The organism is Planococcus salinarum, assembly GCF_007004625.1.
Classification (GTDB): Bacteria; Bacillota; Bacilli; order Bacillales_A; family Planococcaceae; genus Planococcus; species Planococcus salinarum.
The window spans coordinates 1-26,500 of record NZ_VIFV01000036.1 but is presented as its reverse complement, the minus strand read 5'-3'; the positions used below and the strand labels follow the sequence as shown (position 1 = coordinate 26,500).

Annotated in this window: 23 protein-coding genes; all 23 read right to left on the bottom strand. The window is 46.3% G+C overall.

The features are described from left to right. Positions 1 to 139 precede the first annotated feature (139 nt). Positions 140 to 1,369: a M16 family metallopeptidase gene (locus tag DIJ65_RS14835; RefSeq protein WP_117303519.1), complete on the bottom strand. Its 1,230-nt coding sequence runs from the start codon at positions 1,367 to 1,369 to the stop codon at positions 140 to 142. Positions 1,370 to 1,436: 67 nt separating this feature from the next. Beyond that, entirely contained in the window at positions 1,437 to 3,539 is a 2,103-nt protein-coding gene (gene pnp, locus DIJ65_RS14830; protein WP_117303517.1) for a polyribonucleotide nucleotidyltransferase, read from the bottom strand. A gap of 148 nt (positions 3,540 to 3,687) precedes the next feature. Continuing rightward, positions 3,688 to 3,957, bottom strand: coding sequence for a 30S ribosomal protein S15 (gene rpsO / locus DIJ65_RS14825; RefSeq protein ID WP_117303515.1), 270 nt, complete (start codon positions 3,955 to 3,957; stop codon positions 3,688 to 3,690). A gap of 402 nt (positions 3,958 to 4,359) precedes the next feature. Next, positions 4,360 to 5,304 carry a bifunctional riboflavin kinase/FAD synthetase gene (locus DIJ65_RS14820; RefSeq protein ID WP_117303512.1) on the bottom strand — a complete coding sequence of 315 codons (945 nt, stop codon included), beginning with the start codon at positions 5,302 to 5,304 and terminating at the stop codon, positions 4,360 to 4,362. Between the two features lie 2 nt (positions 5,305 to 5,306). Continuing rightward, positions 5,307 to 6,236 carry a tRNA pseudouridine(55) synthase TruB gene (gene truB / locus DIJ65_RS14815; RefSeq protein WP_117303510.1) on the bottom strand — a complete coding sequence of 310 codons (930 nt, stop codon included), beginning with the start codon at positions 6,234 to 6,236 and terminating at the stop codon, positions 5,307 to 5,309. 434 nt (positions 6,237 to 6,670) lie between these two features. Continuing rightward, positions 6,671 to 7,024 carry a 30S ribosome-binding factor RbfA gene (rbfA, locus tag DIJ65_RS14810; RefSeq protein ID WP_117303508.1) on the bottom strand — a complete coding sequence of 118 codons (354 nt, stop codon included), beginning with the start codon at positions 7,022 to 7,024 and terminating at the stop codon, positions 6,671 to 6,673. A gap of 18 nt (positions 7,025 to 7,042) precedes the next feature. Further along, the gene (locus tag DIJ65_RS14805) at positions 7,043 to 7,321 is read right to left on the bottom strand and encodes a DUF503 domain-containing protein (RefSeq protein WP_117303506.1); all 279 of its coding nucleotides are present in this window, start codon (positions 7,319 to 7,321) and stop codon (positions 7,043 to 7,045) included. Next, positions 7,318 to 9,657 carry a translation initiation factor IF-2 gene (gene infB / locus DIJ65_RS14800; protein ID WP_117303520.1) on the bottom strand — a complete coding sequence of 780 codons (2,340 nt, stop codon included), beginning with the start codon at positions 9,655 to 9,657 and terminating at the stop codon, positions 7,318 to 7,320. Before infB ends, DIJ65_RS14805 begins: the two co-directional genes overlap by 4 nt. 4 nt (positions 9,658 to 9,661) lie before the next feature. Further along, positions 9,662 to 9,982, bottom strand: a complete 321-nt coding sequence (locus tag DIJ65_RS14795) for a YlxQ family RNA-binding protein (RefSeq protein WP_117303504.1) — start codon at positions 9,980 to 9,982, stop codon at positions 9,662 to 9,664. A gap of 1 nt (position 9,983) precedes the next feature. Next, complete coding sequence (gene rnpM, locus DIJ65_RS14790; protein ID WP_117303502.1) at positions 9,984 to 10,262, bottom strand: RNase P modulator RnpM; 279 nt, start codon at positions 10,260 to 10,262, stop codon at positions 9,984 to 9,986. 20 nt (positions 10,263 to 10,282) lie between these two features. Beyond that, positions 10,283 to 11,446 carry a transcription termination factor NusA gene (gene nusA / locus DIJ65_RS14785; protein ID WP_117303500.1) on the bottom strand — a complete coding sequence of 388 codons (1,164 nt, stop codon included), beginning with the start codon at positions 11,444 to 11,446 and terminating at the stop codon, positions 10,283 to 10,285. Positions 11,447 to 11,468: 22 nt separating this feature from the next. Then, positions 11,469 to 11,954: a ribosome maturation factor RimP gene (gene rimP / locus DIJ65_RS14780; protein ID WP_117303498.1), complete on the bottom strand. Its 486-nt coding sequence runs from the start codon at positions 11,952 to 11,954 to the stop codon at positions 11,469 to 11,471. Positions 11,955 to 12,079: 125 nt separating this feature from the next. Next, the gene (locus tag DIJ65_RS14775) at positions 12,080 to 16,387 is read right to left on the bottom strand and encodes a PolC-type DNA polymerase III (RefSeq protein WP_117303496.1); all 4,308 of its coding nucleotides are present in this window, start codon (positions 16,385 to 16,387) and stop codon (positions 12,080 to 12,082) included. Between the two features lie 159 nt (positions 16,388 to 16,546). Further along, entirely contained in the window at positions 16,547 to 18,250 is a 1,704-nt protein-coding gene (locus tag DIJ65_RS14770) for a proline--tRNA ligase (RefSeq protein WP_117303494.1), read from the bottom strand. 329 nt (positions 18,251 to 18,579) lie between these two features. Further along, complete coding sequence (gene rseP, locus DIJ65_RS14765) at positions 18,580 to 19,839, bottom strand: RIP metalloprotease RseP (RefSeq protein WP_117303492.1); 1,260 nt, start codon at positions 19,837 to 19,839, stop codon at positions 18,580 to 18,582. 41 nt (positions 19,840 to 19,880) lie between these two features. Further along, positions 19,881 to 21,026, bottom strand: coding sequence for a 1-deoxy-D-xylulose-5-phosphate reductoisomerase (gene dxr / locus DIJ65_RS14760; protein ID WP_117303490.1), 1,146 nt, complete (start codon positions 21,024 to 21,026; stop codon positions 19,881 to 19,883). A 14-nt stretch (positions 21,027 to 21,040) separates the two neighbouring features. Next, positions 21,041 to 21,832, bottom strand: coding sequence for a phosphatidate cytidylyltransferase (locus DIJ65_RS14755; protein WP_117303488.1), 792 nt, complete (start codon positions 21,830 to 21,832; stop codon positions 21,041 to 21,043). Beyond that, the gene (locus DIJ65_RS14750) at positions 21,829 to 22,620 is read right to left on the bottom strand and encodes an isoprenyl transferase (protein ID WP_117303486.1); all 792 of its coding nucleotides are present in this window, start codon (positions 22,618 to 22,620) and stop codon (positions 21,829 to 21,831) included. The genes DIJ65_RS14755 and DIJ65_RS14750 overlap by 4 nt, the downstream gene beginning before the upstream one ends. Positions 22,621 to 22,896: 276 nt before the next feature. Continuing rightward, positions 22,897 to 23,454, bottom strand: a complete 558-nt coding sequence (gene frr / locus DIJ65_RS14745; protein WP_117303484.1) for a ribosome recycling factor — start codon at positions 23,452 to 23,454, stop codon at positions 22,897 to 22,899. Next, positions 23,454 to 24,179, bottom strand: coding sequence for a UMP kinase (pyrH, locus tag DIJ65_RS14740; protein WP_117303482.1), 726 nt, complete (start codon positions 24,177 to 24,179; stop codon positions 23,454 to 23,456). Before pyrH ends, frr begins: the two co-directional genes overlap by 1 nt. Before the next feature lie 81 nt (positions 24,180 to 24,260). Continuing rightward, complete coding sequence (gene tsf, locus DIJ65_RS14735; RefSeq protein ID WP_117303480.1) at positions 24,261 to 25,145, bottom strand: translation elongation factor Ts; 885 nt, start codon at positions 25,143 to 25,145, stop codon at positions 24,261 to 24,263. 86 nt (positions 25,146 to 25,231) lie between these two features. Then, entirely contained in the window at positions 25,232 to 25,948 is a 717-nt protein-coding gene (gene rpsB, locus DIJ65_RS14730) for a 30S ribosomal protein S2 (protein WP_117303478.1), read from the bottom strand. Positions 25,949 to 26,296: 348 nt separating this feature from the next. Next, positions 26,297 to 26,500: hypothetical protein (locus DIJ65_RS16415; RefSeq protein ID WP_221930624.1), on the bottom strand; the 204-nt coding region annotated here is incomplete at its 5' end.

The window sequence follows — 26,500 nt, the reverse complement described above, 5'->3', positions numbered from 1 at the left end:
GAGGTTTGCCGCCCGCTTCCTTCAGATTCCACGTCGCCGTAGACACCCTTGCGCTTGGCTAACTGTTACTTCTGCCTTCACAGTTCGGGACTCGCACCCTATAGATTACGCCCATGCCGGGCACACCCAAAAAGCATCCTCAACTTTCTGAGGATGCTTCTTTTGCACGGATAACGGATTGAGCTGGAGCCGTTTTTAGCAGCTCCAATGTGTATTGGACTCCTTCCATTGACACTTGATCAATTTTTTTCAGAACTTCATCAAAGGCAATGTGTCTCCCCAGCAGCAACTCGTGTTTACCATTGCGGCTCATGCGTGAACTTGTGCTCTCCATTCCGAGCAACAGATTCCCTCTGAACTGTTCTTTCGAATCATCAACTTCAAGCTGTGTCAGTCCACCAGTGCGCATCTTGTGGATCGACGCCAAAATCTTTTCCTGCAGTTCCGGCAGTTGTTCGTTCGACGTTCCGCCATAAATGGCTAATGTACCGTGATCGGAATAGGCTGAGTGATATGAATAAATCGAATAGGCAAGTCCCCGTTCTTCCCTGATTTCCTGGAACAGCCGGGAGGACATCGTTCCCCCAAGAATGTTGTTCATCACGGCCATATCGTAAAGATGGGGGTCGTTTATGGAGAGGCCGGGATAGCCATAGCAAAGATGGCCCTGTTCAATGTCCTTATATTTCAATGAACTGCCGGACGCAAATTTCGGTTCCATGTAAGGGCTGTTACGGTCATCCTTAGCATAGCTTCCGAAAAGCTCCTCGATTTGGCGAATCAGTTCCGGTGTAATATTCCCCGCCACGGAAACGACAGTATTAGAAGGAATGTAAAAACGGCCCATGAATTCCCTGATTTTGTCGGCATCGAATGTTGCCAGCGTCTCTTCAAGGCCAAGGATCGGTGCCCCGATCGAATGTTCCGGATACATGACGCGCCACAGCTGCTCATGCACATCGTCATCCGGCATATCTTCAGTCATGCTGATTTCTTCAAGGACAACTTGGCGTTCGCGTTCAATTTCAACCGGTTCCATGGCGGAATTAAAAAACATATCCGCCATTATGTTAACTGCGTGGCCTGCATGATCGTCAACCACTTTTGCGTAATAACAGGTATACTCCTTGGATGTATAAGCATTAATATCGCCGCCGATCCGGTCAAACTCCCGTGCAATGTCTTTTGCTGAGCGTGTGGGCGTTCCTTTGAACAGCATGTGTTCAATAAAATGGGTGATGCCGTTTTCCTGTGGTTCTTCGTCCCGTGATCCCACTTTGATGAATATTCCGACCGCCACTGAGCGGAAGTGCGGGATTTGTTCTGAAACGATTCGTAATCCGTTGTCACAAATATAAGTTTCTGCCATTTAAAATCCCCTCCAATAAGAAAAAATTGCCAACTTTCGTTGGCAATTTCTTTTTTTCCTGACCAGCTTATTCAGCCTTTTCTTTTTCTTCTTTGAGTACTATCTTGCGGGAAAGATTAACGCGTCCCTGACGGTCAATTTCTACGACCTTCACTTTCACAACCTGATCCATTTTCAAAACATCTTCCACTTCCTTGGTCCGCTCTTCCTGGATTTCAGAAATATGGAGAAGTCCATCTTTACCTGGGAATAATTCGACGAATGCACCGAATTTTTCAATGCGTCTGACTTTTCCATCGTAATATTCTCCAACCTTCGCTTCGCGGACGATATTTTCAATCATCGCTTTCGCTTTGGCGTTCATTTCTTCATCAACCGAAGATATGAAAATGGTTCCGTCCTGCTCTGTATCAATTTTGACTCCGGTTTCATCGATGATCTTGTTGATCACTTTTCCGCCAGGCCCGATAACATCACGGATTTTATCAGGATTGATTTTGACCATGATGATCTTCGGCGCAAATTTGGACAATTGCTCCCGTGGTCCGGAAATCGTCGCAAGCATCGATTCAAGAATGTGAATGCGTCCGATTTTCGCCTGAGCCAGTGCCTCTTCAAGAATTGAGCGTGACAGGCCATCAATTTTGATATCCATCTGCAGGGCAGTGATGCCATCAGCCGTGCCGGCAACTTTAAAGTCCATATCGCCCAGGTAATCTTCCATTCCCTGAATATCCGACAGAACTGTATAGTTGTCACCTTTTTTCACAAGTCCCATCGCAATGCCGGCTACTGGTGCTTTCAAAGGCACACCCGCATCCATCATCGCGAGCGTTGAAGCACAGATACTCGCCTGTGAAGTCGAACCATTGGACTCCAATACTTCAGCTACAAGGCGGATTGTGTAGGGAAATTCTTTTTCGTTTGGAATAACAGCTTCCAACGCCCGTTCACCAAGCGCGCCATGTCCGATTTCCCGGCGTCCGGGTCCACGCAGGAATCCGGTTTCGCCCACTGAGAATAACGGGAAATTGTAATGATGCATAAAGCGTTTGGTATCTTCGATTCCAAGGCCGTCAATAATCTGTACATCGCCCAGCGCACCAAGCGTACAAATGCTCATTGCCTGTGTTTGGCCACGCGTAAATAATCCTGAACCGTGAGTACGGGCCAGCAAGCCGACTTCAGAAGACAGGGCACGGATTTCAGAAGGGCCACGGCCGTCCGGACGGATTTTCTCATCCGTGATCAAGCGGCGAACTTCTTCTTTCACCATTTTATCCAAAATCTGGCCAGCCTGTTTTTTAACGTCGGCGTCAGATTCCTCGTATTGTTCCAAGACACGTTTTTTCACTTCATCGATTGCTTCGTTGCGCGCCAGTTTTTCGTTGATCTGAACAGCCGCATTCAATTCCGCTTCCACTGAGTTTTTGATCGTTGCAGAAAGTTCAGCGTCCAATTCATATAACTGGATTTCAGTCTTTTCTTTTCCGACTTCTGCTGCAATCTCTTCCTGGAAGGCGATCAACTTTTTGATTTCCTCATGGCCGAACATGATCGCTTCCAAAATGATTTCTTCCGAAACTTCTTTTGCTCCGGCTTCCACCATATTGATGGCATCCTTCGTACCAGCCACGATCAGATTGATCGAACTTTTCTCAAGTTGATCGTTTGTCGGGTTAATGATGTATTCACCATCGATCAAGCCGACGATGACACCGGCAATCGGTCCGTCAAATGGAATGTCGGAAATCATCAATGACAAAGAAGACCCGAACATTGCAGCCATTTCTGAAGGGCAATCCTGATCGACAGACATAACCATTGAAATGACCTGCACTTCGTTACGGAAGCCATCAGGGAAAAGCGGACGTAGCGGACGGTCGATCAGCCGGCTGGTCAAAGTCGCTTTCTCGGAAGGGCGCCCTTCACGCTTAATAAAGCCTCCTGGTATTTTACCCACCGCATAGAGACGTTCTTCGTAGTTGACTGTCAACGGAAAGAAGTCCAATGGCTTGGGTGTTTTTGAAGCTGTTGATGTGGATAGGACTGCTGTATCTCCATAACGGATTAATGCTGCTCCGTTTGCCTGTTTTGCCAATTGGCCGACTTCGACCTGTAATTCCCGGCCGGCCCAATCAAATTTGTAAACCTTTTTAGTTTGCTCCATAATCAAGCTCCTCTCTCTTCCAATGTATATACAATTTTATGTATCCATTACTAGTAGTGTATCAAAAAAAGCATTCGCTGTGCTGTTGTATGCTGAAAATTTTTCCATAAAGAAAAAGCGGGACGAATCCCGCTTTTACTGATTGCTATTATCGGCGAAGGCCAAGTCTTGCGATTAGTTCGCGGTAACGAGCTACGTCGTTTTCACGAAGGTATTTCAACAAGTTACGACGGCGTCCAACCATTTTGAATAGACCACGGCGTGAATGGTGATCTTTTTTGTGAGTACGTAAGTGCTCATTCAGGTTGTTGATGTCTTCTGTAAGAATGGCGATTTGAATATCTGCAGACCCAGTATCTGTGTCATGCACTTTGTATTCATTGATCAATTCATTTTTACGTTCTTGAGTGATTGCCATACTGTTTCCACCTCCTTATTTCTGATAGCCCCAATTACCGAGCAAACGTTGGTGATTCGATTTGCCAAGCAACGGTTGGTACATTCAGTACTCATAAATAATAGCACACGGCAATTTGAAAATCAACCGGATGCCACACCAATCATCTTTTATACAAATTCAACAAATAGTAGCAGCTGATATTCCGCAAAACAGGTCACTTGCAAAGAATCGTGCTCCTGTCTCTGTCCCTGCATCGCTTTCGCTGGCTTCGGGGACATGATAGTGCGTTGCATCGCTGCGCTGCTTCGTCGCAAAGAGTCGGCCGAACTACCTTCGGCCGACTCTTCGCTGTTTTGCAGCATATCTTTAGAGAGTCTCATCAGCGCCGAAGCAGGATCAAAACTGATTGTGTGGTTCAACTTAAATAGAAAAAAACTCGATGGCTTCTTCTTTATCCCTTTCAATCTGCGTTTTCAGTTCATCGATGCCTGGAAATTTCTCTTCGTCGCGGATCCGTTTGTACCAATCGACGGTAACGCGTTCACCGTAAATGTCTTTATCGAAATCGAAAATATGGACTTCGATTACCAATTTCTTTTGGTCCGGGTCGTTAAAGGTGGGTTTGTAGCCCACATTGCAAACACCATCATACATTTCATCCTGCACATGAAGGCGAACAGCATAGACGCCTCTTGCCGGCACAAAAGTACCAAGATCCGGTTCCACATTGGCTGTCGGGAATCCGATGGTGCGGCCTCTTTTGTCCCCATTTACTACAGTGCCGGAAATTTTGAATGGTCGTCCTGACAAACGGCATACCTCTTCAACTTCTCCGGATTTCAAGTGCTCACGAATTCGGGTGGAACTGATTTTCTGTTGTCCATCTTCCTGCTTGCCGATAACACTGACTCCAAACCGGCCGTTGCTGCAGCTCCTCATCAATCCCATATTCCCCTGCCCTTTCGATCCGAAAGAAAAATCGAATCCAGCGCTGACGTGAACCACGCCAAGCCCTTCGATAAAGTGGCTGATAAATTCCTCAGGCTGCAACTGCGCAAAATTGGAGGTAAAGCGCACGATGAAACATACATCGACGCCCATTTCTTTTAAAATGTCCACCTTCTGCTGAAGGGGTGTGATGTAAAACATTTCTTCTTTTCTGCCCCCGAGTACGAGAGACGGATGCGGATCAAAAGTCATCACGGCTGATTTCGCATCCAATTGGCGTGCTTTTTCCATTGCTTCTCCGATTACCTTCTGATGGCCTTTGTGAACCCCATCGAAAAAGCCAAGTGCCATCGATAAGGGTCCCGTTTGTTCTTCCGGTTTCATATGATTGGGATAGTTTAAATGGAAAATTTTCATATTTACACCTCGTCTTCTGTCGGTAGACCGAACATTTTTTCCGGTTTCATCTTGCCTGGTTTTTCCGGATGCTTCTTGTATAGCGCAAATGGATTTCCGTTTGTGGTAAACACCAGCAGGGTGTTCATTTCCAGCAACGGGTGCATATCCATCACCTGCCCATTTTTCATTGCAAAAAAAGCTGCGGGCTCGACTTCCACTGAGGGGAAAGCGCTCAAAGCGTAAGCGAGCGGCTTCAAAATTCCTTCGATCTTTTCATTTTGAGCAATTTCTTCGACTTCGGCAAGTGTAAAGCAATCTTCTTTTTTGAATTTTCCGGACTGGGTGCGGGTCAATTCCGACATATGCGCCGGGTAACCGAGCGCTTCACCAATCTGGACAGCAAGTGTCCGGATATAAGTCCCTTTGCCGCATTTTATACGGATTCGGAAATGGATATCGACTCCCGTCCATTCCTCGGCACTGTCCAGTAATTCGATGGAATCGATTTGGGCTTTCCTTACAGGACGCTCTACAGCTATCCCTGCTCTGGCGTATTCATATAATTTCTTGCCATTCACTTTCACAGCCGAATACATGGGAGGAATCTGTGTGATTTCCCCAGTCAGACCTTCCAGTGCAGAGAGCAATTGACTTCGTGTAATTTTCTTTTCGTCCGGATTGCGCTCCACCATTTCTCCGGTGGCGTCTTCCGTCTCGGTTGAAAATCCGATAGCCACTTCCGCTTCATAAGTCTTCCCCTGATCAGTGATGTATTCCGCCACCTTAGTAGTATTTCCGATGCATATGGGCAGGACGCCGTCCACTGCCGGGTCCAGCGTTCCAGTATGGCCGACTTTTTTTGTCTTCAATATTTTCCGCAATTTAAAAACGCAATCGTGGGAAGTCATGCCTTTCTCTTTCCACAAAGGTAGGATTCCGTTAATATCCATCCCTTTCAACCCCCTTTTAAGTAATTCTATATTCCGCTTCGGCGCTTTGGACATGCCTCCCACAATAAGCCGAGAAAATCACTCGTCTTATTGCTCCGGCCAGTTCTGAGCCGCACCGGCGCTTGGAGATTAGCTTCGGCAGAGAAAGTCTCTTAGATATGGAGCAAAACAGCGAAGTGTTGGCCGAAGGTAGTTCGGCCGACGCTTTGCGACGAAGCAGCGAAGCGATGCAGAGACAGGAGCACCGGTTTTGAGAAAACTAACAAGCCCCCGGCAGCCGGCGTCGCGACGTCCTGTCGCGCCGACTGCATGACCCACATCCTGTGGACCCGCAAGCAAGCTGTTTTGCGGAATATCGGTTATGAGAGCTTTTGTTCATCTACATTAATATGTAAAAAAGCCTGCAATCTAAGAACTAGACAGCAGGCTTGATGTTAATTTTCGTCATTTGGTTCTTTGATGTCCCGCAGTAGACTGTCGATGCGGTTACCGTATGCTACTGAAGAATCAATTTCAAATGATAATTCAGGAGTTTTGCGCAACCGTATCCGCTGTCCGATCTCTGAACGGATAAACCCTTTGGATTTCGATAAGCCGAGCAAAGTCTGCTCTTTTTCAGCATCGCTGCCTAGTACGCTGATATAAACCGTCGCCTGTTGGAGATCTCCGGTAACTTCAACATCAGTCACCGTGACAAATCCGATTCGTGGATCCTTCAGCTTGCGGCTGATAATCTCGCTGAGCTCTTTTTTCATTTGTTCGCCTACACGATTAGAGCGCATTGTCATTGCTTATACACCTCGTTCTTACAGATATTCTTGATGATGTTCAATACATTCCCACGACGGATTGCTCTCCAGAAAATACAGCACCTGTGCCATTTCTTTTTCAGCCATCTCTTTTGAAGAAGAGACAGTGACAAATGCAAGGCGTGAACGCTGCCATACGTTCTGGTGATCAATTTCCGCAGCGGAAATATTGAACTTTTGTTTCGAGCGGGTCAGCATGCTTTTCAGCACGGCCCTTTTATCCTTTAATGAATGCGCCGTCGGTATGAAAAATTCGCATTCCATGTAAAGGATCATTTTCGTTCGATTTCTTCCATTACATAAGCTTCAATAATGTCGCCTTCTTGGACGTCATTGAATTTTTTGATGGTGATACCGCATTCGTACCCTTTTGCCACTTCTTTGGCATCATCTTTGAAGCGTTTCAAAGTATCCATTTCGCCTTCAAAAATGACAATTCCATCACGGATTACACGGACGCCGCTGTCACGGGTGATTTTGCCTTCCGTCACATAACTGCCGGCAATCGTTCCGACTTTCGATACTTTGAAAGTGCTGCGGACTTCTGCCTGGCCAATGATCTTCTCCTCAAATTCAGGATCAAGCAAGCCCTTCATGGCAAATTCGATTTCTTCTATCACTTTATAGATGATGCGGTGTAATCTGATATCCACGCCTTCTGCATCGGCTGCACGTTTTGCGTTTGCATCCGGACGGACGTTGAATCCAATAACAATGGCATTTGAAGCCGCTGCAAGGGAGATATCCGATTCTGTAATGGCACCTGCACCGGTATGGATGATATTGACGTTAACGCCTTCCACATCGATTTTAAGAAGGGAAGATGCCATCGCTTCAACTGCACCTTGCACATCCGCTTTGACAATTAAATTCAATTCTTTCATTTCGCCCTTTTTCAATTGATCAAAAAGGTTATCAAGCGTTACGCGGGTTTTTTCAGAACGTTGAACCTGCAATGCAGATGTTGCACGGCTTTCGCCAACTGAACGAGCCGTTCTTTCATCTTCAAAGACTACGAAGCGGTCGCCTGCCTGTGGCACATCATTCAAACCTGTAATTTCTACGGGCATGGATGGACCAGCTTCTTTGACGCGGCGTCCGGTATCGGAAACCATCGCTCTGACACGGCCAAATGTATTGCCGACAACAATCGGATCACCGACATTCAATGTACCATCCTGAACAAGAAGGGTTGCAACAGAACCGCGACCTTTATCCAGTTCAGCTTCGATTACTGTACCGATAGCACGTCTGGCAGGATTTGCTTTCAATTCGCCTACTTCTGAAACAAGCAAAATCATTTCAAGCAGCGTATCGATTCCTTCACCTTTTAATGCCGAAAGCGGAACAAAAATCGTATCGCCACCCCATGCTTCAGGAACCAGTCCGTGCTCGGTCAATTCCTGCATTACGCGGTCCGGATTGGCACTTGGCTTATCCATTTTGTTAACAGCAATGATGATTGGCACTTCTGCAGCCTTGGCATGGTTGATCGCTTCGACTGTTTGTGGCATTACACCATCATCCGCTGCTACAACAATAATCGCAAGATCCGTAACTTTTGCTCCACGGGCACGCATAGTAGTAAAGGCAGCGTGGCCAGGAGTATCAAGGAAAGTGATTTTCTTGCCGTCCTCATCAACCTGATATGCGCCGATGTGTTGTGTAATCCCGCCAGCCTCTCCGGCTGTAACTTTCGTGTTGCGGATTGAATCGAGCAAAGTTGTTTTACCATGATCGACGTGGCCCATAATGGTCACGACCGGTGGACGTTCTTCATTCAAGCTTTCGTCTTCCGGCTCGAAATAAACTTCAAGGTCGGTTTTATCCACTAGGATTTCTTCTTCCACTTCCACTTCGTATTCCGCACAGATCAATTCGATTGCATCTTTATCCAATTCCTGGTTAATGGTAGCCATTACTCCAAGCATGAACAATTTTTTAATGATTTCTGAAGGTTCACGGCCTAATTTTTTCGCCAATTCGCCCACGGTCAATGACTCAGTGAAAGTGATTTTAGCCGGCAATTCCTTTTCCCTTTTAGGCATAGGCGGCAACGGGTTTACCGGTCGCTGCTGTTTGCCTTTGCGGTTGCGGTTTTGTCCTCCGCTCGGTCGTTTGGAGTTGCGCTGCCCAGGTCCTGCAGTCGGTTTCGCCGCTTTTGGCGTGAAGTTTGAGCCTGATTTAGCTGGAGCGGCAGGTCTCTGGCCATTGCCCTGAGAACGGGATTGCCCTTGGCTTGGTGCTGCAGCCGGCCGGGACTGCCCTTGACCCGGACGGTTTTGGCCTTGCCCTGCTGGACGGGATTGCCCCTGCCCGGATGGACGTGTGCCGCTTTGTCCGCCTTGTGGACGAGACTGGCTTTGGCCTGCCGGACGTGATCCCTGTCCCTGCGGACGGGATTGCCCCTGGTTCTGTGGTTTGGCTGGAGCTGGTGTTGTTGAAGCTGATGAAGATTTCTTATAAATGCCGTCCAGTTTCGAAACAGCATTATCCTCTAATGTTGACATATGGTTCGTCACAGAGATATCCATTTTTGTTAATTGTTGGATAATCTCTTTACTTGGCTTATCTACTTTTTTCGCATATTCATGTACTCGAATTTTGGTCATCTGCTCACCCCCGGTTATTTTCATCGAACAAGCTCTTCAGTTTTTTAGCGAATCCTGCATCAGTGATCGCCATAACTACGCGCTCTTCTTTGCCGACTGCATGTCCAATTTCGAAACGAGTTCCGAAAGTTTGGATGTCGACTTTATAATAGCTGCATTTATCGTGCAGTTTTTTACTGGTATTTTCTGAAGCATCTTCGGCAACCAAAACAAGTTTTGCATTGCCATTTCTCACTTCGTTAACGGTCATTCCTTCTCCGGTAATCGTCATTCTTGCTCTTGTAGCGAGACCCAGAATTTGAAGGATTTGTTGTTTTGTATCCATATTACTTCAACTGCTCTCTTAACACGACGCGGCGCAACTCTTCGTAAATTTCCGCAGGCACTTTGACTTCCAGTTGGTTATCAAGCACCTTTTTCTTTTTGGCAGCTGCTATCGCCGCCTCCGATTTGGAAACATAGGCTCCGCGCCCTGATTTTTTGCCGGTAAGATCGACACTGACTTCGCCTTCTTTTGACCGGACAATGCGGATCATTTCTTTTTTAGGATGCATCTCGCCTGTAGCTACACACTTTCGAAGTGGAATTTTCTTTTGCAGAGCCAACGGACATCACCTTATCTTTCTTATTCTTTTTCCTCGTAAAAATCGAAGTCATCCGCTTCTTCGCCGGATTCCGTCAGTTCGATGTCAGCATCGGGATTCGGGTAAATACCCATTTCGCGTGCATCCGTCTCACTTTTGATATCGATTTTCCATCCTGTCAATTTGGCTGCCAAACGGGCGTTTTGACCACGCTTGCCGATTGCCAGTGACAATTGATAATCAGGTACCACCACAGTGGTTGATTTTTCATCTTCGTTCACTTGGACATCAAGCACTTTTGATGGGCTGAGTGCATTTGCAACAAATACCACCGGCTCCTCGGACCATTCGACGATGTCAATCTTTTCTCCGCTGAGTTCATTAACGATGGTTTGGACACGTGCACCTTTGGCACCTACACATGAACCAACCGGATCGATATCTTCACGGTGAGCCATTACAGAAATCTTAGACCGGTCGCCTGCTTCGCGGGCGATCGACTTGATTTCAACAATGCCATCATAGATTTCAGGAACTTCCGTTTCAAACAGACGGCGCAAAAGGCCCGGATGTGTTCTTGATACGAAAACCTGTGGACCGCGTGTTGTGCGTTCGACCTTCGTAATATAGACCTTGATCCGGTCATGGGGCTGATACGACTCATTCGGCATCTGCTCAGTCTGCGGCAGAACCGCTTCCACTTTGCCAAGACCAACATAAAGATTCCGTGCATCCATGCGTTCGACAATTCCGTTGACAATATCATCAGCACGATCGACGAACTCTTCAAAAACAAGACCTCGTTCTGCTTCACGGACACGCTGGGTGACTACTTGTTTGGCAGTTTGTGCAGCAATGCGTCCGAAATCACGCGGTGTAACTTCCTGTTCCACCACATCGTCGAGCTCATATGCAGGATTGATCGCATGTGCATCTTCTAGGGAAATATGCAGACGGTCGTCTTCAACTTCCTCTACTACATCTTTACGGGAATATACGAGCATGGAACCCGTATCCAAGTTCAAATCCACACGCACATTTTGGGCTTGGTTGAAATTGCGTTTATATGCTGTCACTAAAGCAGCTTCAATCGCTTCGATCAACACTTCTCTTGAAATCCCTTTTTGTTTTTCCAATACATTCAACGCTTCCAGCAATTCACCGCTGTTGCTTTTGCTGGTATTTTTACTTTTGCTCTTCGCCATTAATTATTCACTCCTAGGTTCATCAATCAGGTTTAGCTGAAAAATCAATTGCAAGCCGGATTACAGCTATTTTTGGTCTCGGTATAACGATCGTTTTTCTGCGGGTTTTGATTTTGACTTCAATTTGGACTTCTTCTTCGTTATAAGACTGCAGATGGCCTTCAAATTCCTTGGCATCCAGAATCGGTTCATAGGTTTTGATGTAAATGAATTTACCGATAGCCTTTTCAAAATCTTTTTCTTTTTTCAAAGGGCGTTCTGCCCCTGGTGAAGACACTTCAAGGAAATAATTCTGTTCGATCGGATCGAGTTCATCCAAAATTTCACTCAGCCGTTCGCTGACTGAGGCACATTGTTCGATGTCGATCGGTGCTTCCGGATTGTCTACATAGACACGCAGGAACCAGCTGCGTCCTTCTTTTACAAATTCCACATCCACCAGTTCCAGGTTCAGCTCATCGGTGATGGGCTGCGCGATTTTTTCGATTTGTTCTGTTATTTTGCTCATACATGCCTCCCGCCAATTTTATGCCATTACAAACAGAAAAGAGCGGGAGAACCCACTCTTCTGCGACAGAGCTATCAGTAAATGTTACTACAATAATACCATGATTGGCATAGCAGTGCAACTGACTAGAACAGCGACAACTGGTTAGCATCAGGCATTCCTTCCAGACAACCATGATCATCCATGTATTCGATGATCGTTTTTGAAACACGGCCCCGCTGCTGAAGGTCTTCTTTCGACAGGAAAGTCCCTTGCTGCCGGGCTGCAACGATTGATTTGGCAGCATTTGTGCCGAGTCCCGGTATCGCATTGAACGGCGGAATCAGCGTTGTGCCGTCGATGATGAATTCATCCGCTTCCGATTTGTAAAGATCGACTTTCTGGAAAGAAAAGCCGCGCTCGGTCATTTCAAGCGCCAATTCCATTACAGTCAGCAAATTCTTCTCTTTGGTCGAGGCTTCAAGGCCCTTGGCATTTATTTCAGCGATCAGTGCACGGATGGCGCTTGAACCTTTTGCCATCGCGTTGACATCGAAGTCTTCTGCACGCACCGTAAAGTAAGCCGCGTAGTACAGAACCGGGAAATGCACTTTGAAATATGCGATACGCACGGCCATTAATACATAGGCAGCGGCGTGTGCTTTCGGGAACATATATTTGATCTTCTTGCATGATTCGATATACCAGTTCGGTACACCTTCCTCTTTCATGGCAGCTTCAAATTCCGGGGTCAAACCTTTCCCCTTACGGACCGCTTCCATAATCTTAAATGCCATCGATGATTCGAGTCCCTGATAAATCAGGTAAACCATGATGTCATCCCGGCAGCCGATTACATCCGACAGCTGGCACGTGCCATTTTTGATCAATTCCTGGGCATTGCTCAACCAGACATCGGTTCCGTGAGAAAGCCCGGAAATCTGCACCAATTCCGAAAAGGTCGTCGGCTTCGTTTCTTCAAGCATCTGACGGACGAAGCGCGTTCCAAATTCCGGAATGCCGTATGTGGCCGTTTTACATCCGATTTGCTCTTCCGTAACGCCCAATGACTCCGTACCGGAGAAGATTTTCATGGTTTCCGGATCGTCGGTCGGGATCGTTTTCGGATCGATTCCCGATAAGTCCTGGAGCATCCGTATGACTGTTGGATCATCGTGGCCCAGAATATCGAGCTTCAATAAATTATCGTGAATCGAATGGAAATCAAAATGCGTCGTCTTCCACTCCGAATCCTGTGCATCAGCAGGGAACTGGATGGGAGAAAAATCATAAATATCCATATAGTCCGGTACGACGATAATACCGCCCGGATGCTGGCCCGTGCTCCGCTTTACGCCGGTGCAGCCTTGTACGAGACGGTCGATTTCAGCACCGCGAATTGTCATGTCGCGATCATTCGCATAGCCCCGGACATAGCCGTATGCCGTCTTCTCGGCCACGGTTCCGATTGTTCCGGCGCGGAAAACATTATCTTCACCGAAAAGTTCCTTCGTGTAATTATGGGCTTTCGCCTGATACTCGCCACTGAAGTTCAAATCGATATCGGGAACTTTATCTCCTTTGAAACCAAGGAAGGTTTCAAATGGGATATCCTGCCCTTCTTTTTTATAAGGAACATGGCAATCCGGACAATTTTTGTCTTCCAGGTCAAACCCGGAGCCCACCGAGCCATCATCAAAGAATTCCGATTTCTGGCATTGTGTACAAATGTAATGCGGCGGCAGCGGGTTGACTTCCGTTATTTCCGTCAGGGTCGCAACCAGTGAGGAACCTACAGAACCACGGGAACCAACAAGGTAGCCGTCATCCAAGGATTTTTTGACAAGTTTATGGGAAATCAGGTAAATAACCGCAAAACCGTGTCCGATGATCGATTTTAATTCTTTCTCAATACGGGCTTCCACGATTTCCGGAAGCTGATCTCCGTAAATATTTCGAGCCATATTATAGCTTAGTTCGCGTACTTCCTCATCTGCGCCTTCGATTTTCGGCGTGTAAAGGTCATCTTTGATCGGCTTGACAGTATCAATCATATCAGCGATTTTATTGGAATTTTCCACAACAATCCGTTTTGCTGTCTCTTCCCCCAAAAAGTCGAAGGCTTCCAGCATGTCTGCGGTCGTCCGAAAGTGTACTTTGGGAAGTTTCGAGCGGTTCAGCGGATTTGCTCCACCCTGAGAGCCGATCAGCACCTGCCGGTAGATGGCATCATTTTCATCCAGATAATGGACATTCCCTGTCGCTACAAGAGGGATATCAAGCTTTTTGCTGACCTTGACCAGTTTCCGGATAATGTCTTCCAGGTTCCACTCATCGCGGATCAGTTCCCGTTCGATGAGCGGGGCGTAAACTTCTTTCGGATGAACCTCCAGATAATCATAGAACTGTGCGGTACGTTCAACCTCTTCCATCGATTTTTGCATGACGGCCTCGAATACTTCGCCTTTATCACAGCCGGATCCAACAAGCAGCCCCTCCCGGTGTTTCTGGAGAAGAGACCTTGGAATACGCGGTACCCGATAGAAGTAATTGATATGGGAGGCAGATACAAGTTTAAAGAGATTTTTCAAACCGGCATCATTTTGTGCCAATAAAGTCACATGAGTCGGCCGGGCGCGTTTGTAGGCATCGCCTGCACCCACATATTTGTTCAGTTCATCATGATACAGAATACCTTTTTGGTGCGCTTCTTTCAGCAGATGGGTCAGCAGGTAGGAAGTTGCCTCTGTATCGTAGATGGCACGGTGATGCTGGGTCAATTCGATGCCGAATTTTTTCGCCAGTGTGTTCAACCGGTGACTTTTCAACTCCGGATGAAGCATCCGGGCAAGCTCCAGTGTATCAATGGTCGAATGATTCTTAACAATCCCGAACTTCTTATAGGCAACGTACAGAAAGCCCATATCAAACGACGCATTATGGGCAACCATGATATGGTCACCAGCCCATTCGTGGTAATTGCGGATCACTTCTTCCACTTCAGGAGCATCTTTGACCATCTCGTCAGTGATTCCCGTTAAATTGGTTGTAGTGTCCGACAATGGATGGTGCGGATTCGCAAAGCTTTCGAATTTATCAATGATTTGTCCGCCTTTGATTTTGACGGCTGCCAGTTCGATAATCGTATCGTAAACAGCGGATAAGCCTGTTGTCTCCAAATCGAACACGACGAAAGTCTCTTCTTCGAGAAGCGCGTGGCGCTCTTCAAAAGCGATTGGCACTCCATCATCCACCAGATTTGCCTCAAGGCCGAATATTGCTTTTATGCCATGTTTTTTGCTGGCAGTATACGCGTCCGGAAACGATTGCACACCGGCATGGTCGGTGATGGCGATTGCCGGGTGACCCCATTTCGCTGCCTGAGCGACCAATGAATCCACTGAAGAAATGGCGTCCATCTGGCTCATCGGTGTATGCAGATGCAGCTCTACCCGTTTTTCAGCCGCTGTATCTTGACGCAGCTGCGGTTTTATTTCCACCATATCCTGTGCCATCATGACCAGGTCACGGACAAACGTATCCATCTGAATGGAACCGCGCGCCTTCAGCCACATGCCTTTTTGGATGTTTTTCATCAATTCGGCATCGTCTTTGTCGCGGGAGAACATTTTCACCAGAATCGAGTCCGTATAATCTGTGATTTTGACAGTAAGCAGCGAACGTCCGCTTCGGAGTTCACGCACCTCTGCATCAAAAACAAAGCCTTCCACTGTAATCCGGCGTTCTTCATCCGTAATTGACTGGATCTCCGCAATCGGCTCGTCCGGTTTGATATTGCTTCCCATCTGGAATGGACCGGCCGGAGTACCGTTTTCTTTTCTGTCAGTTTCACGTTTTTTCATATCAGCTAATGCTTTTTGAGCCATCTCTTCTTCTTCGGCGAGCCGTTCGGCCATAAATGCTTCATGAGCTGCCTGCTGATCCCCTTCAGCCAGCCGGAACTCAATGCCGATGCGCGGAAATCCGAATTGCTGATAGACAGCGGCGAGTTTGTCGGTGTATTTCGACTTCAGTGCCATCATTTCATGCTCATGCCCGCAATTCAGCAGCATCTTGTTGCCGCTCCACTGCGGTGCCTGGTTCAGTAAGCGTTCGCGCAGCGGCGGTGCCATATCTGCCAGCTCATCTACCGCGTAACGCCAATAATCATTGACCAGATCGGCATCCGCGGTGTCGGCTTCTGTTACAATGGTCAGCTGGACCGAGGCAATGGGAGAAAACGTTGAATGGAGCTGTTCTTTCAGCAGCAAAAATAATTTCAGAGGCAAAACGTTTGCCAGTTTTATCGTAAAACGCCACGTCCGCTCTTTTTTATGGACGGTCATCCGTGTCAATTCAGCCTCTTCGAAATAAGGCATATGTACGTCATCTGTCAACTCGAGATGCTGAAGAAGCAGTTTTAAACGCATCTTGGGATCTTGCTGGTTTGTCATAACTATCCCCTTCGCTCTTATATTAATAAAACCGGTTCGAACCGGCTGTTCTAATGATGTTTTTCGGCAACTTTTCCTCAAAATAAACCCAAAGGAAAAGAAGAAAAAGAAAGGAAAGCACACTTTGTGCTTTCCTTTCATTCTATCAGATTTTACAATTTAATTTTGAAAAAACTGCTGCAATTGGTCGAGCAATTCTTCCTGTTTCCACTCAAACGTCTCGCCTGTGCTGCGAATTTTCACTTCCAAAATTCCTTCAGCTGCTTTTTTACCGACGGTCAACCGAATTGGCAGGCCAATCAAATCGGCATCGGCAAATTTAACACCCGCACGTTCATTACGGTCATCAATCAGCACTTCATAACGATTTGACTTGAGCAGTTTGTAGATTTCATCAGCGGTTTCGCGCTGCACATCATCTTTGACATTGACCGGCACTACGTGGATATCGTAAGGTGCAGCCACTTGCGGCCAGGTAAAGCCGTTGTCATCATTGAATTGTTCAGCTACAGCTGCGACAACGCGGGAAACCCCAATCCCATAACAGCCCATGATGTAAGGAACAGCGCGCCCCTGGTCATTCAGGATAGTCGCTTTCATATCTTCACTGTATCTGGTACCCAGTTTAAAGATATGCCCCACTTCAATTCCTTCAGCAAACTGGATTGTCCCCTGGCCATCCGGCGAAGGGTCTCCTTCTTTGATAAATCTAAGATCCGCATATTTCTCCACTTGAAAATCTTTTCCAGGTGTCACATTTTTATAGTGCTGGCCTTCTTCATTGGCACCGGCAATTCCATTGACAACCGTTTTGAGTGCATTGTCAGCGAAAACGCGGAGGCCTTCCGGCAAAGCAACCGGACCTATCGAACCGATTTCACAGCCGATCAATTGTTTCACTTCTTCCGGCGTCGCCATTTCAACCACTTTCGCATCAGCCGCATGTTTAACTTTGACATCATTGATGTCGTGGTCACCGCGGGACAACACCACAACAAATTCCTCATCGGCTTTAAAGACCAGGGTCTTGATGCAATGTTCTGCATCCGTTCCGAAAAATTCTGCAACTTGTGCAATTGTTTTGACAGCTGGTGTTTCGATTTTTTCGATATCTTCAGGCTTTTCCTCAGGAACTTCATATTCGACATTAACCTGTGCCATTTCAATATTGGCCGCGTAGGTTGAAGAATCCGAATAAGCGATCGTATCTTCCCCGATATCAGAAAGCACCATGAATTCATGGTTATCTTTTCCTCCGATAGCACCGGAATCCGCAATTACCATCCGGAAGTCCAAACCGAGTCGTGTGAATATATTTTTATAGGCCTGCATCATGACATCGTAAGTCTTATCAAGGCTTTCTGTCGTAGCGTGGAATGAATAAGCATCCTTCATCAGGAATTCACGGCCACGCAGCAATCCGAAACGCGGTCGTTTCTCATCACGGAATTTTGACTGGATCTGGAAAAGATTCAACGGCAATTTTTTATAGGATTTGATTTCATCACGCAAAAGATCCGTGATCACTTCTTCATGAGTGGCGCCTAGAGCGAATTCCCGCCCATTGCGGTCCTTCAATCTCATCAATTCATCTCCATATGAATACCAGCGTCCGGTTTCCTGCCAAAGCTCCGCCTGCTGCATCGCCGGAAGGAATACCTCCACGCTGTTTGCGTCTTCCATTTCCTCGCGGATGATTCTTTCCACTTTATCGAGCACCCGTTTGCCCAGCGGCAGGAACGAATAGATGCCGCTCGTATTCTGGCGGATAAAACCTGCACGGAGCAATAATTGATGGGACCTTACTTCTGCATCTGCAGGAGTTTCACGTAATGTAGGGATAAAAGTTAATGTCTGTTTCATTCCAAATGCACCTCAACTGACTGATAAATTTTCAACGCTTTTCTGTTTGCTTCTATAATAATTCAATTCAAAAATCAATAGTAGCCGATATTCCGCAAAACAGCTGTGCTTGCCAAAAACCCGTGCTCCTGTCTCTGCATCGGTGCGCTGCTTCGTCGCAAGAGGTAGGCCCAAACAAGTTTGGGCTATCTCTCGCCGTCGCTTTTCTCTTGTCCAGACTCCAGCGGCCCAGCTCTTCGGTAAAAAATGCTCCTGCATCGCTGCGCTGCTTCGTCGCAAGAGATAGGCCCAAACAAGTTTGGGCTATCTCTCGCTGTCGCTTTTCTCTATTAAAAGAAGAACTTCTGAATATCATTCCAGGTGACTACGATCATCAGCAGCATGAGCAGCATGATGCCGACAAAATGGACCATACCCTCTTTTTGTCGATCGACAGGTTTTCCTCGCAAGGCTTCCACAATGAAGAACATGAGGCGGCCGCCGTCAAGTGCCGGCAGCGGGAGCAGATTCATGATGCCGAGATTGATACTCAGCATTCCTGCCCAGCTCATCAATGTGAAAATGCCGTATTGTGCAACTTCTTCGGTAGTTTTGTAAATGCCCACCGGACCCGATAAGGCATCAATTGTAAATTGGCCTGTAACCAGCATTCCAAGCAAGCGGAATATTTCCTTGAACCAGAACACTGTCGTTTCAGCCCCGTATACGAATGAACCGAAGAAATCCTGTTCCCGAGGACTTTCGTAAAGCACACCGATTACCCCAACATTTCCTTGCTGTTGTTCAACTAATTCAGGCGTAATGGTAAACTCCACTGTTTCACCCTGGCGCTCGACTACAAAGTCAAGCGGAGTTCCGGCTTCATCCTGAACGGACTCCACCAGGTCATTCCAACTCGCAATGGCAGTGCCATCAACTTCTGTAATCAAGTCGCCCGCTTCCATACCTGCTTCCTGTGCGGGACTGTCGTCCGTCACTTCGGAAATGACCGGTTCGTTAGTCGGCACTCCCTGAAGCAGGCCAATTGCTGTAAAGATAAAGAAGGCAAGTATGAAATTGAACAGCGGTCCTGCAAAAATTGTCATAAACCGGTGACCGATGCTTTTGGAATCGAATTGACGGTCCTGGGGAGCAAGAACAGTCTCCCTGCCGTTTTCTTCCACTACAGCATCTCTGGCCACTTCAAGCCGGACAAACTTTTCCTCTTCGTCATATCCTTTGATATACAGTTCTTTTTCAAGATCTGCTTCTTCGACTTCGAGGAACATAATATCCTGGTACATCGTTTTTTGATTTAAAATTATTTTTTGTGCAAGACCCTTTTCATCAAGCAACACACCGATTCGGTGGCCTGCCTGCAGTACGATTCTGTCCATTTCTTCGCCGGCCATACGAACGTACCCGCCGATTGGCAGCAACCGGACTGTATAAAGAGTTTCCCCTTTTGTAATGCCCAGAATTTTGGGACCCATGCCGATTGCAAATTCCCGAACCAGAATACCGGCGCGTTTCGCAAAAAGAAAATGGCCCAATTCATGGAAAAATACTAAAGCGCCGAAAATTATGATAAACGATATGACTGTTTCCATTTGAACCCATCCTTATAAACCTTTTCGGTTTTAATCTTTAGCTATTCTAGCATGTTTTGGACTGCTTTTCTTGTTTCGGAATCGACGTGAAGAATCGTTTCCAAATCCGGAGTCGAGATTGGATTATGCGCATTCATCGCGCGTTCGATCATTTCTTCAATTTGCAGAAACTTAATCTCTTCATTTAAAAACATTGCGACGGCCTGTTCGTTTGCCGCATTCAGCACAGTGGTCATCGTCCCGCCGGTGCGACCGGCATCAAATGCCAATTGCAAGGCACGGAATCTGACGTAATCCATTTCCTGAAAATTCAATTTACCGATTTCGGCGAGATTCAGGCGTTTGGCGCCGGGACGCGGCAGGCGGTCAGGGTACGTCAACGCATATTGAATCGGGACCCGCATGTCCGGTGTGCCCAGTTGGGCCATTACGCTTGTATCCTGGAACTCCACCATCGAATGGATGATGCTTTCCCTGTGCAGCAGCACTTCAATATCATCATACCCGAAATTGAAAAGTACGTTGGCTTCGATAACTTCCAGGCCTTTATTCACCATCGTCGCTGAATCAATTGTGATTTTTGCACCCATTGACCAATTCGGATGATTCAAAGCTTCCTTTACGGTAACTTCTTTGAGCTGTTCTCTGCTGGAATCCCTGAAACTTCCACCGGAGGCAGTGAGGATCAGTTTTGTGGCCTGTTCAATTTTTTCTCCCCGCAATGCTTGGAACAGTGCAGAATGCTCGCTGTCGACAGGAAGAATTTGGGAGCCGTACCGTTTTGCACTTTCCATGACGAGGTGGCCGGCAGTTACAAGAGTCTCTTTATTGGCGATTGCAATTGTGCGTCCCAATTTGACCGCTTCAAGCGTCGGTTCCAGACCCACACTGCCTATTACAGCATTGACGAGAACATCGGCGTCATAAACTGCCGTTTCAATCAGTCCCTTGCTGCCGAAAACAAATGCTGTGCGCGGAAAATCCCTGCTCATTGCCTGGGCAACCTGTTCGTTCTGCATGCAAACAATTTCCGGTTCAAATTCCTTGATGATCTTTTTTGCCAGCTCCATATTTTTTCCGGCTGAAAAACCGACAAGGGAAAATTCTTCGGGATGCTCCCTGATAATATCTGTCGTTTGTACGCCGATGGAACCCGTAGCCCCGAGTAAAACTATTTTTTTGCCCATTCAGGATATCCTCCTTAGATGAAATGTAAAAAATGCAGAAGAGGCATAACGAAAAGGATACTGTCAAAGCGGTCAAGAATGCCACCATGCCCCGGGAGGATTTCCCCAGAATCTTTTACGTTAAAATGCCTTTTCAATGCGGACTCGACCAAATCCCCCATCTGCCCGAACACCGATGCGATAACCGTTACGATGATGATGATATAAATGGGGTAATCCAGGTCGACAAAAAAATCAAAAACCAGGGCAGCAACAATGGCATAAATGATGCCACCGATAAAGCCTTCAACGGTTTTATTCGGTGAAATTTCCGGCCACAGTTTTCGCTTGCCGAATTTCCGCCCCGTAAAATATGCGCCCGAATCTGTAAACCAGACGACCAATAATGCATAAATCAGATAAGCAAGCCCCGCTTCGCGTGTTTCAATCAGGTACAGGAAACCCATCCCGACATACAACGTCCCAAGCATCGCGAAGGCAGCATCATCAAATGTAAAACTATTTTTAACAACTACAGTATGTATAAGCAGCAAAATTACGGCAATAAAAGCAAATTCCACTTTTGTATAGCCGGTCAATTGAAAAATTTCCAGTGACCAGTCATTCGGCACCATAAACGCATATAACGCCAAAAGGGAAATAAGGCCGGGAACACTCCAGAGTGTGCGGCCTTTCATTTTTAATAATTCCTGAAAACCAATGGTTCCCATGATCAACACAAGAATGGTAAAGGGAGTGCCGCCGAAAATTACGAATGGTATGAAAAATGCCACGGCGATTGCTCCTGTAATGAGACGCTGTTTCATTGTGCTTCTTCCCCTTTCAATCCTCCAAAGCGGCGATTTCGCTTTTGGTAGTTCTCAATCGCCTCAACCAAAGAATCTTCGTTGAAGTCCGGCCACAATGTATCAGTGAACCAAAATTCGGTATAAGCCAGCTGCCAGAGCATGAAGTTGCTCAACCGCACTTCTCCGCTGGTGCGTATCAATAAATCCGGTTCCGGCAATGAACTGGTCATCAATCCGGAAGCGATGTGATCTTCGGTGATGTCCTCGGGATCCAGGGTTCCGGCAGCAACTTGAGCTGCCAGCTCTTTCACCGAATCCACAATTTCCGCTCTGCTGCCATAATTTAAGGCAAAATTTAGAATCAGCCCTGTATTTTCTTTTGTGGCTTCCTTCGCCTTGCTGATGGCCCGCAAAGTATGTGCTGGGAGGTTCGTATGATCACCCATCATCTCCACTTTGACATTTTCAGCCACCAGTTCCGGCAGAAATGTCGAAAGAAACTCTTCAGGAAGCCTCATTAAAAAGTCCACTTCCATTTTTGGCCGTTTCCAATTTTCTGTGGAAAAAGCATATAAAGTCAATACGTCAACACCAAGGACGTTCGCCAAGCGGGTGATTTTCCGGACAGTTTTCATTCCCTCGTGGTGTCCTGCAACACGTGGTAGAGCCCGTTTTTTTGCCCATCGGCCATTCCCATCCATAATAATGGCAATATGTGAAGGAATAATTCCATCACGGAGCACCGACAGGCGATCCAAATCACCAATCACAGTTTCCGTATTTCTTTTTAATAATTTATTTATCATAACTAATCCTCCACCTATTACAAATCGGCATGTCTATTGCTTATCATATCAAAAAAACGGCTAGTGTGCCCTATCTTTCTCCATGTCGTTTTTTTGGCATGAAAAAGCGCCCTGCTATACAGGACGCTTCAAAGCTTATGAAGTTCGATTTATCCTGTTTTTATCTGTTCTGTAAGCCTCCCACTTCTTCGAGCAGGCGACCAACTGACCATAAAACCGGATTGGATGGACTAACATTCAATAGGGATGAAGCCCTCACTTGAAGGAAGTTTCTTTTTATACTTCCATTATCTCTTTTTCTTTATCTTTAGCCATTTCGTCGATTTTCGCGATATTCGTATCCGTCAACTTCTGAACGTCATCGGAATAGCTGCGCAAATCGTCTTCCGTGATTTCGCTTTTCTTCTGAAGTTTTTTAAACTCATCGTTTGCATCACGGCGGATATTGCGGACATTGACTTTGGCAACTTCCGCTTCTTTTTTGACATCTTTTACAAGTTCTTTGCGGCGCTCTTCAGTCAAAGCAGGTACAGCAAGTCGAATCACTGAACCATCATTAGAAGGATTCAAGCCTATATCCGACTTCAGAATCGCTTTTTCGATGTCGCCCAGGACAGATTTATCGTAAGGCTGAATCATGATCATGCGTGCTTCAGGAACAGATACACCCGCCACTTGATTGATTGGAGTCGGCGCACCATAATAATCGACTGTCAACCTGTCAAGGATGGATGGGGTTGCACGTCCGGCGCGAATGGATGCCAGCTCGCGTGAATAAGCCTGGAGTGCATTTGTCATTTTTGCAGTGGTATCGTTCATCACAGATTTCGGCATTATATCTCTCTCCTCACAACTGTTCCGATTTTTTCACCCTGAACAGCACGTTTTATATTTCCATTTTCCATAATAGAGAATACTACGAGTGGGATGTCATTGTCCATGCAAAGTGTGGAAGCTGTAGAATCCATTACTTGCAGGCCTTGTTGGATAACTTCAAGATAAGATAACTCTTCATATTTGACGGCTGTGCTGTCGGTCTTCGGATCTGCCGAATAAACCCCATCCACATTGTTCTTCGCCATCAAAATCACATCTGCTTCAATTTCAGCAGCACGGAGTGCCGCTGTCGTATCTGTAGAGAAGTAAGGATTACCTGTACCTGCCGCAAAAATCACGACCCGTTTCTTTTCAAGATGGCGCATTGCGCGTCTCCGGATATAAGGCTCTGCGACCTGACGCATTTCAATAGAAGAAAGTACGCGTGTTTCAACGTCCTGCTTCTCAAGGGAATCCTGCAAGGCCAATGAATTCATGACTGTGGCAAGCATCCCCATATAATCAGCAGTAGCACGGTCCATACCCATTTCAGAGCCGACCTTGCCTCTCCAGATGTTGCCTCCGCCTACGACTACGGCAACTTCCACGCCTAATTCAACGACTTCTTTTACTTGGGCTGCTACAGATTTAATGATCTCAGGAGATAACCCGAAACCTTGTCCGCCTGCCATCGCTTCTCCACTAAGTTTTAATACAATGCGTTTATATTCCTGAACACTCATCGGTACCCTCCATTATAACTATTTATTGAAAAATAGGGAACACCTTTCAGTGTTCCCCAAGGTCGTGCTATGAAAATGTTTTTATTTTTTGTTTACCTGGCTCATAACTTCATCAGCAAAGTTATCTTCACGTTTTTCAATGCCTTCTCCAACTTCATAGCGGATGAATTCTTTTACTGTCCCACCAGTTGAAGCTGCGAAATCACGGACTTTCTGGTCTGAGTTCTTAACGAAAGCCTGGTCAAGCAAGCAAACGTCTTCGAAATATTTGCCGAGGCGTCCTTCAACCATTTTTTCAACGATTTTTTCAGGCTTGCCTTCGTTTAGTGCTTGTTCCGTCAATACTTTACGCTCTTTTTCCACTTCTTCAGCTGAAACTTCGTCACGTGAAATATATTGCGGGTTCAATGCTGCAATATGCATAGCGATGTCGCGTGCTGCATCTGAATCAGTCGAGTTTTCAAGCAATACCAATACTGAAATGCGGCCACCCATATGAAGGTATGGACCAAAAGCATCTGCATCGGATTTTGTGCGGATTTCAAAGCGGCGCAAAGTGATTTTTTCACCGATCTTCGCGATTGCATTTGAAATGTGGTCCGCAACTGTAAGGCCGTTAGACATTGTAGAAGCAGTCGCTTCTTCAACAGTAGCTGGTTTTGTTGTCAACAAATGTTCGCCCAATTCTTTAACAAGAGCCTGGAAACCTTCGTTTTTAGCAACAAAATCAGTTTCAGCGTTTACTTCATAGATTACTGCTTCGTTTCCTTCAACCATGATTGAAGTTGTTCCTTCAGCAGCAATGCGGTCTGCTTTTTTAGAAGCGCTTGAAAGGCCTTTTTCACGCAGGAAATCCAAAGCCGCTTCCATGTCACCATTTGTTTCTACAAGTGCTTTTTTGCAGTCCATCATACCTGCACCAGTTTTTCCACGTAATTCTTTTACCATTTGAGCTGTAACTGCCATGATTAAATTCCTCCTTAGGATATACGTTTTCTCAAAAAAAGGTGATAAGAGGGTTTGTCCGCTTATCACCTTTACTACATTGTGAATTACTCTGCAGCTTCAGCTGGAGTTTCTTCTTCTTCTTCTGGTTTAGACTCTAGCAAAGCATCGGCCATTTTACCAGTCAAAAGTTTTACTGCGCGGATTGCATCATCGTTTGCAGGAATTACGTAATCGATTTCATCCGGATCACAGTTAGTATCAACGATACCGACGATTGGAATGTTCAATTTCATAGCTTCTGCTACTGCAATGCGTTCTTTGCGTGGGTCAACTACGAACATTACATCCGGAAGACCGTTCATGTCACGGATACCGCCAAGGAATTTCACAAGACGAGCGTGCTCTTTATTCAATTGAACAACTTCTTTTTTCGGTAGAACATCAAATGTTCCATCTTCTTCCATGCGCTCGATTTGTTTCATACGATTCACACGTTTTTGGATTGTACCGAAGTTAGTAAGTGTTCCACCCAACCAACGTTGGTTGATGTAGTAGTTGCCTGAACGTTCTGCTTCTTCTTTGATCGCGTCCTGGGCTTGTTTTTTCGTACCAACGAAAAGTACCTTGCCGCCTTCTTCGCCCACTTGTTTCATGAAGCTGTAAGCTTCTTCCAATTTGCGGACTGTTTTTTGAAGGTCGATGATGTAGATACCGTTACGTTCGACGAAAATGTATTTTTTCATTTTCGGGTTCCAACGGCGAGTCTGGTGGCCAAAGTGTACACCAGCTTCAAGCAATTGTTTCATAGAAATTACTGACATGTGTGTTTCCTCCTGATAGGTTATTTTTTTCCCTCCGCATTCTTCATCTTTGAACCGTTACCCAGTAAGGGCACCAGCGGAACAAATCCAAATGCGTGTGTATTTAACACCATTTGAAATTATACCACGGCTTGCATAGGTTCTGCAACAAGTATCTTCTGGAAATGAAAAAAGGTTGTCGAGAAACTGAAGACTCAATAATCATTACGCTTTAGGCGGATGCTTTCTTATGTGCAGTCAAGTATTTTTCTCATATTTTATCTCAAAAGTTGATAAAATAAGGCGATGGAACGGTTGCTTTCTGTTCCGGTGCGCGCTTTCCGCGGGCTCACGCCCAAGCCTCCTCGCTCACTCCGTTCGCTGCGGGGTCTCGGTCGACTCACTAATCCGCAGGAGTCGCGCACCTGCACGCCAAGCAACTTGGCTATCCCTGAAAATGAGCATGCTTAAAAAACCTGGCGGTTCCTTTTTTTTCACCAGGTCGTCTGTGTTATAGTGAAAGAGAAATGGATCTACGAAGCCTTGCCGGATTCGTAATGAAAGAGAAGTCCG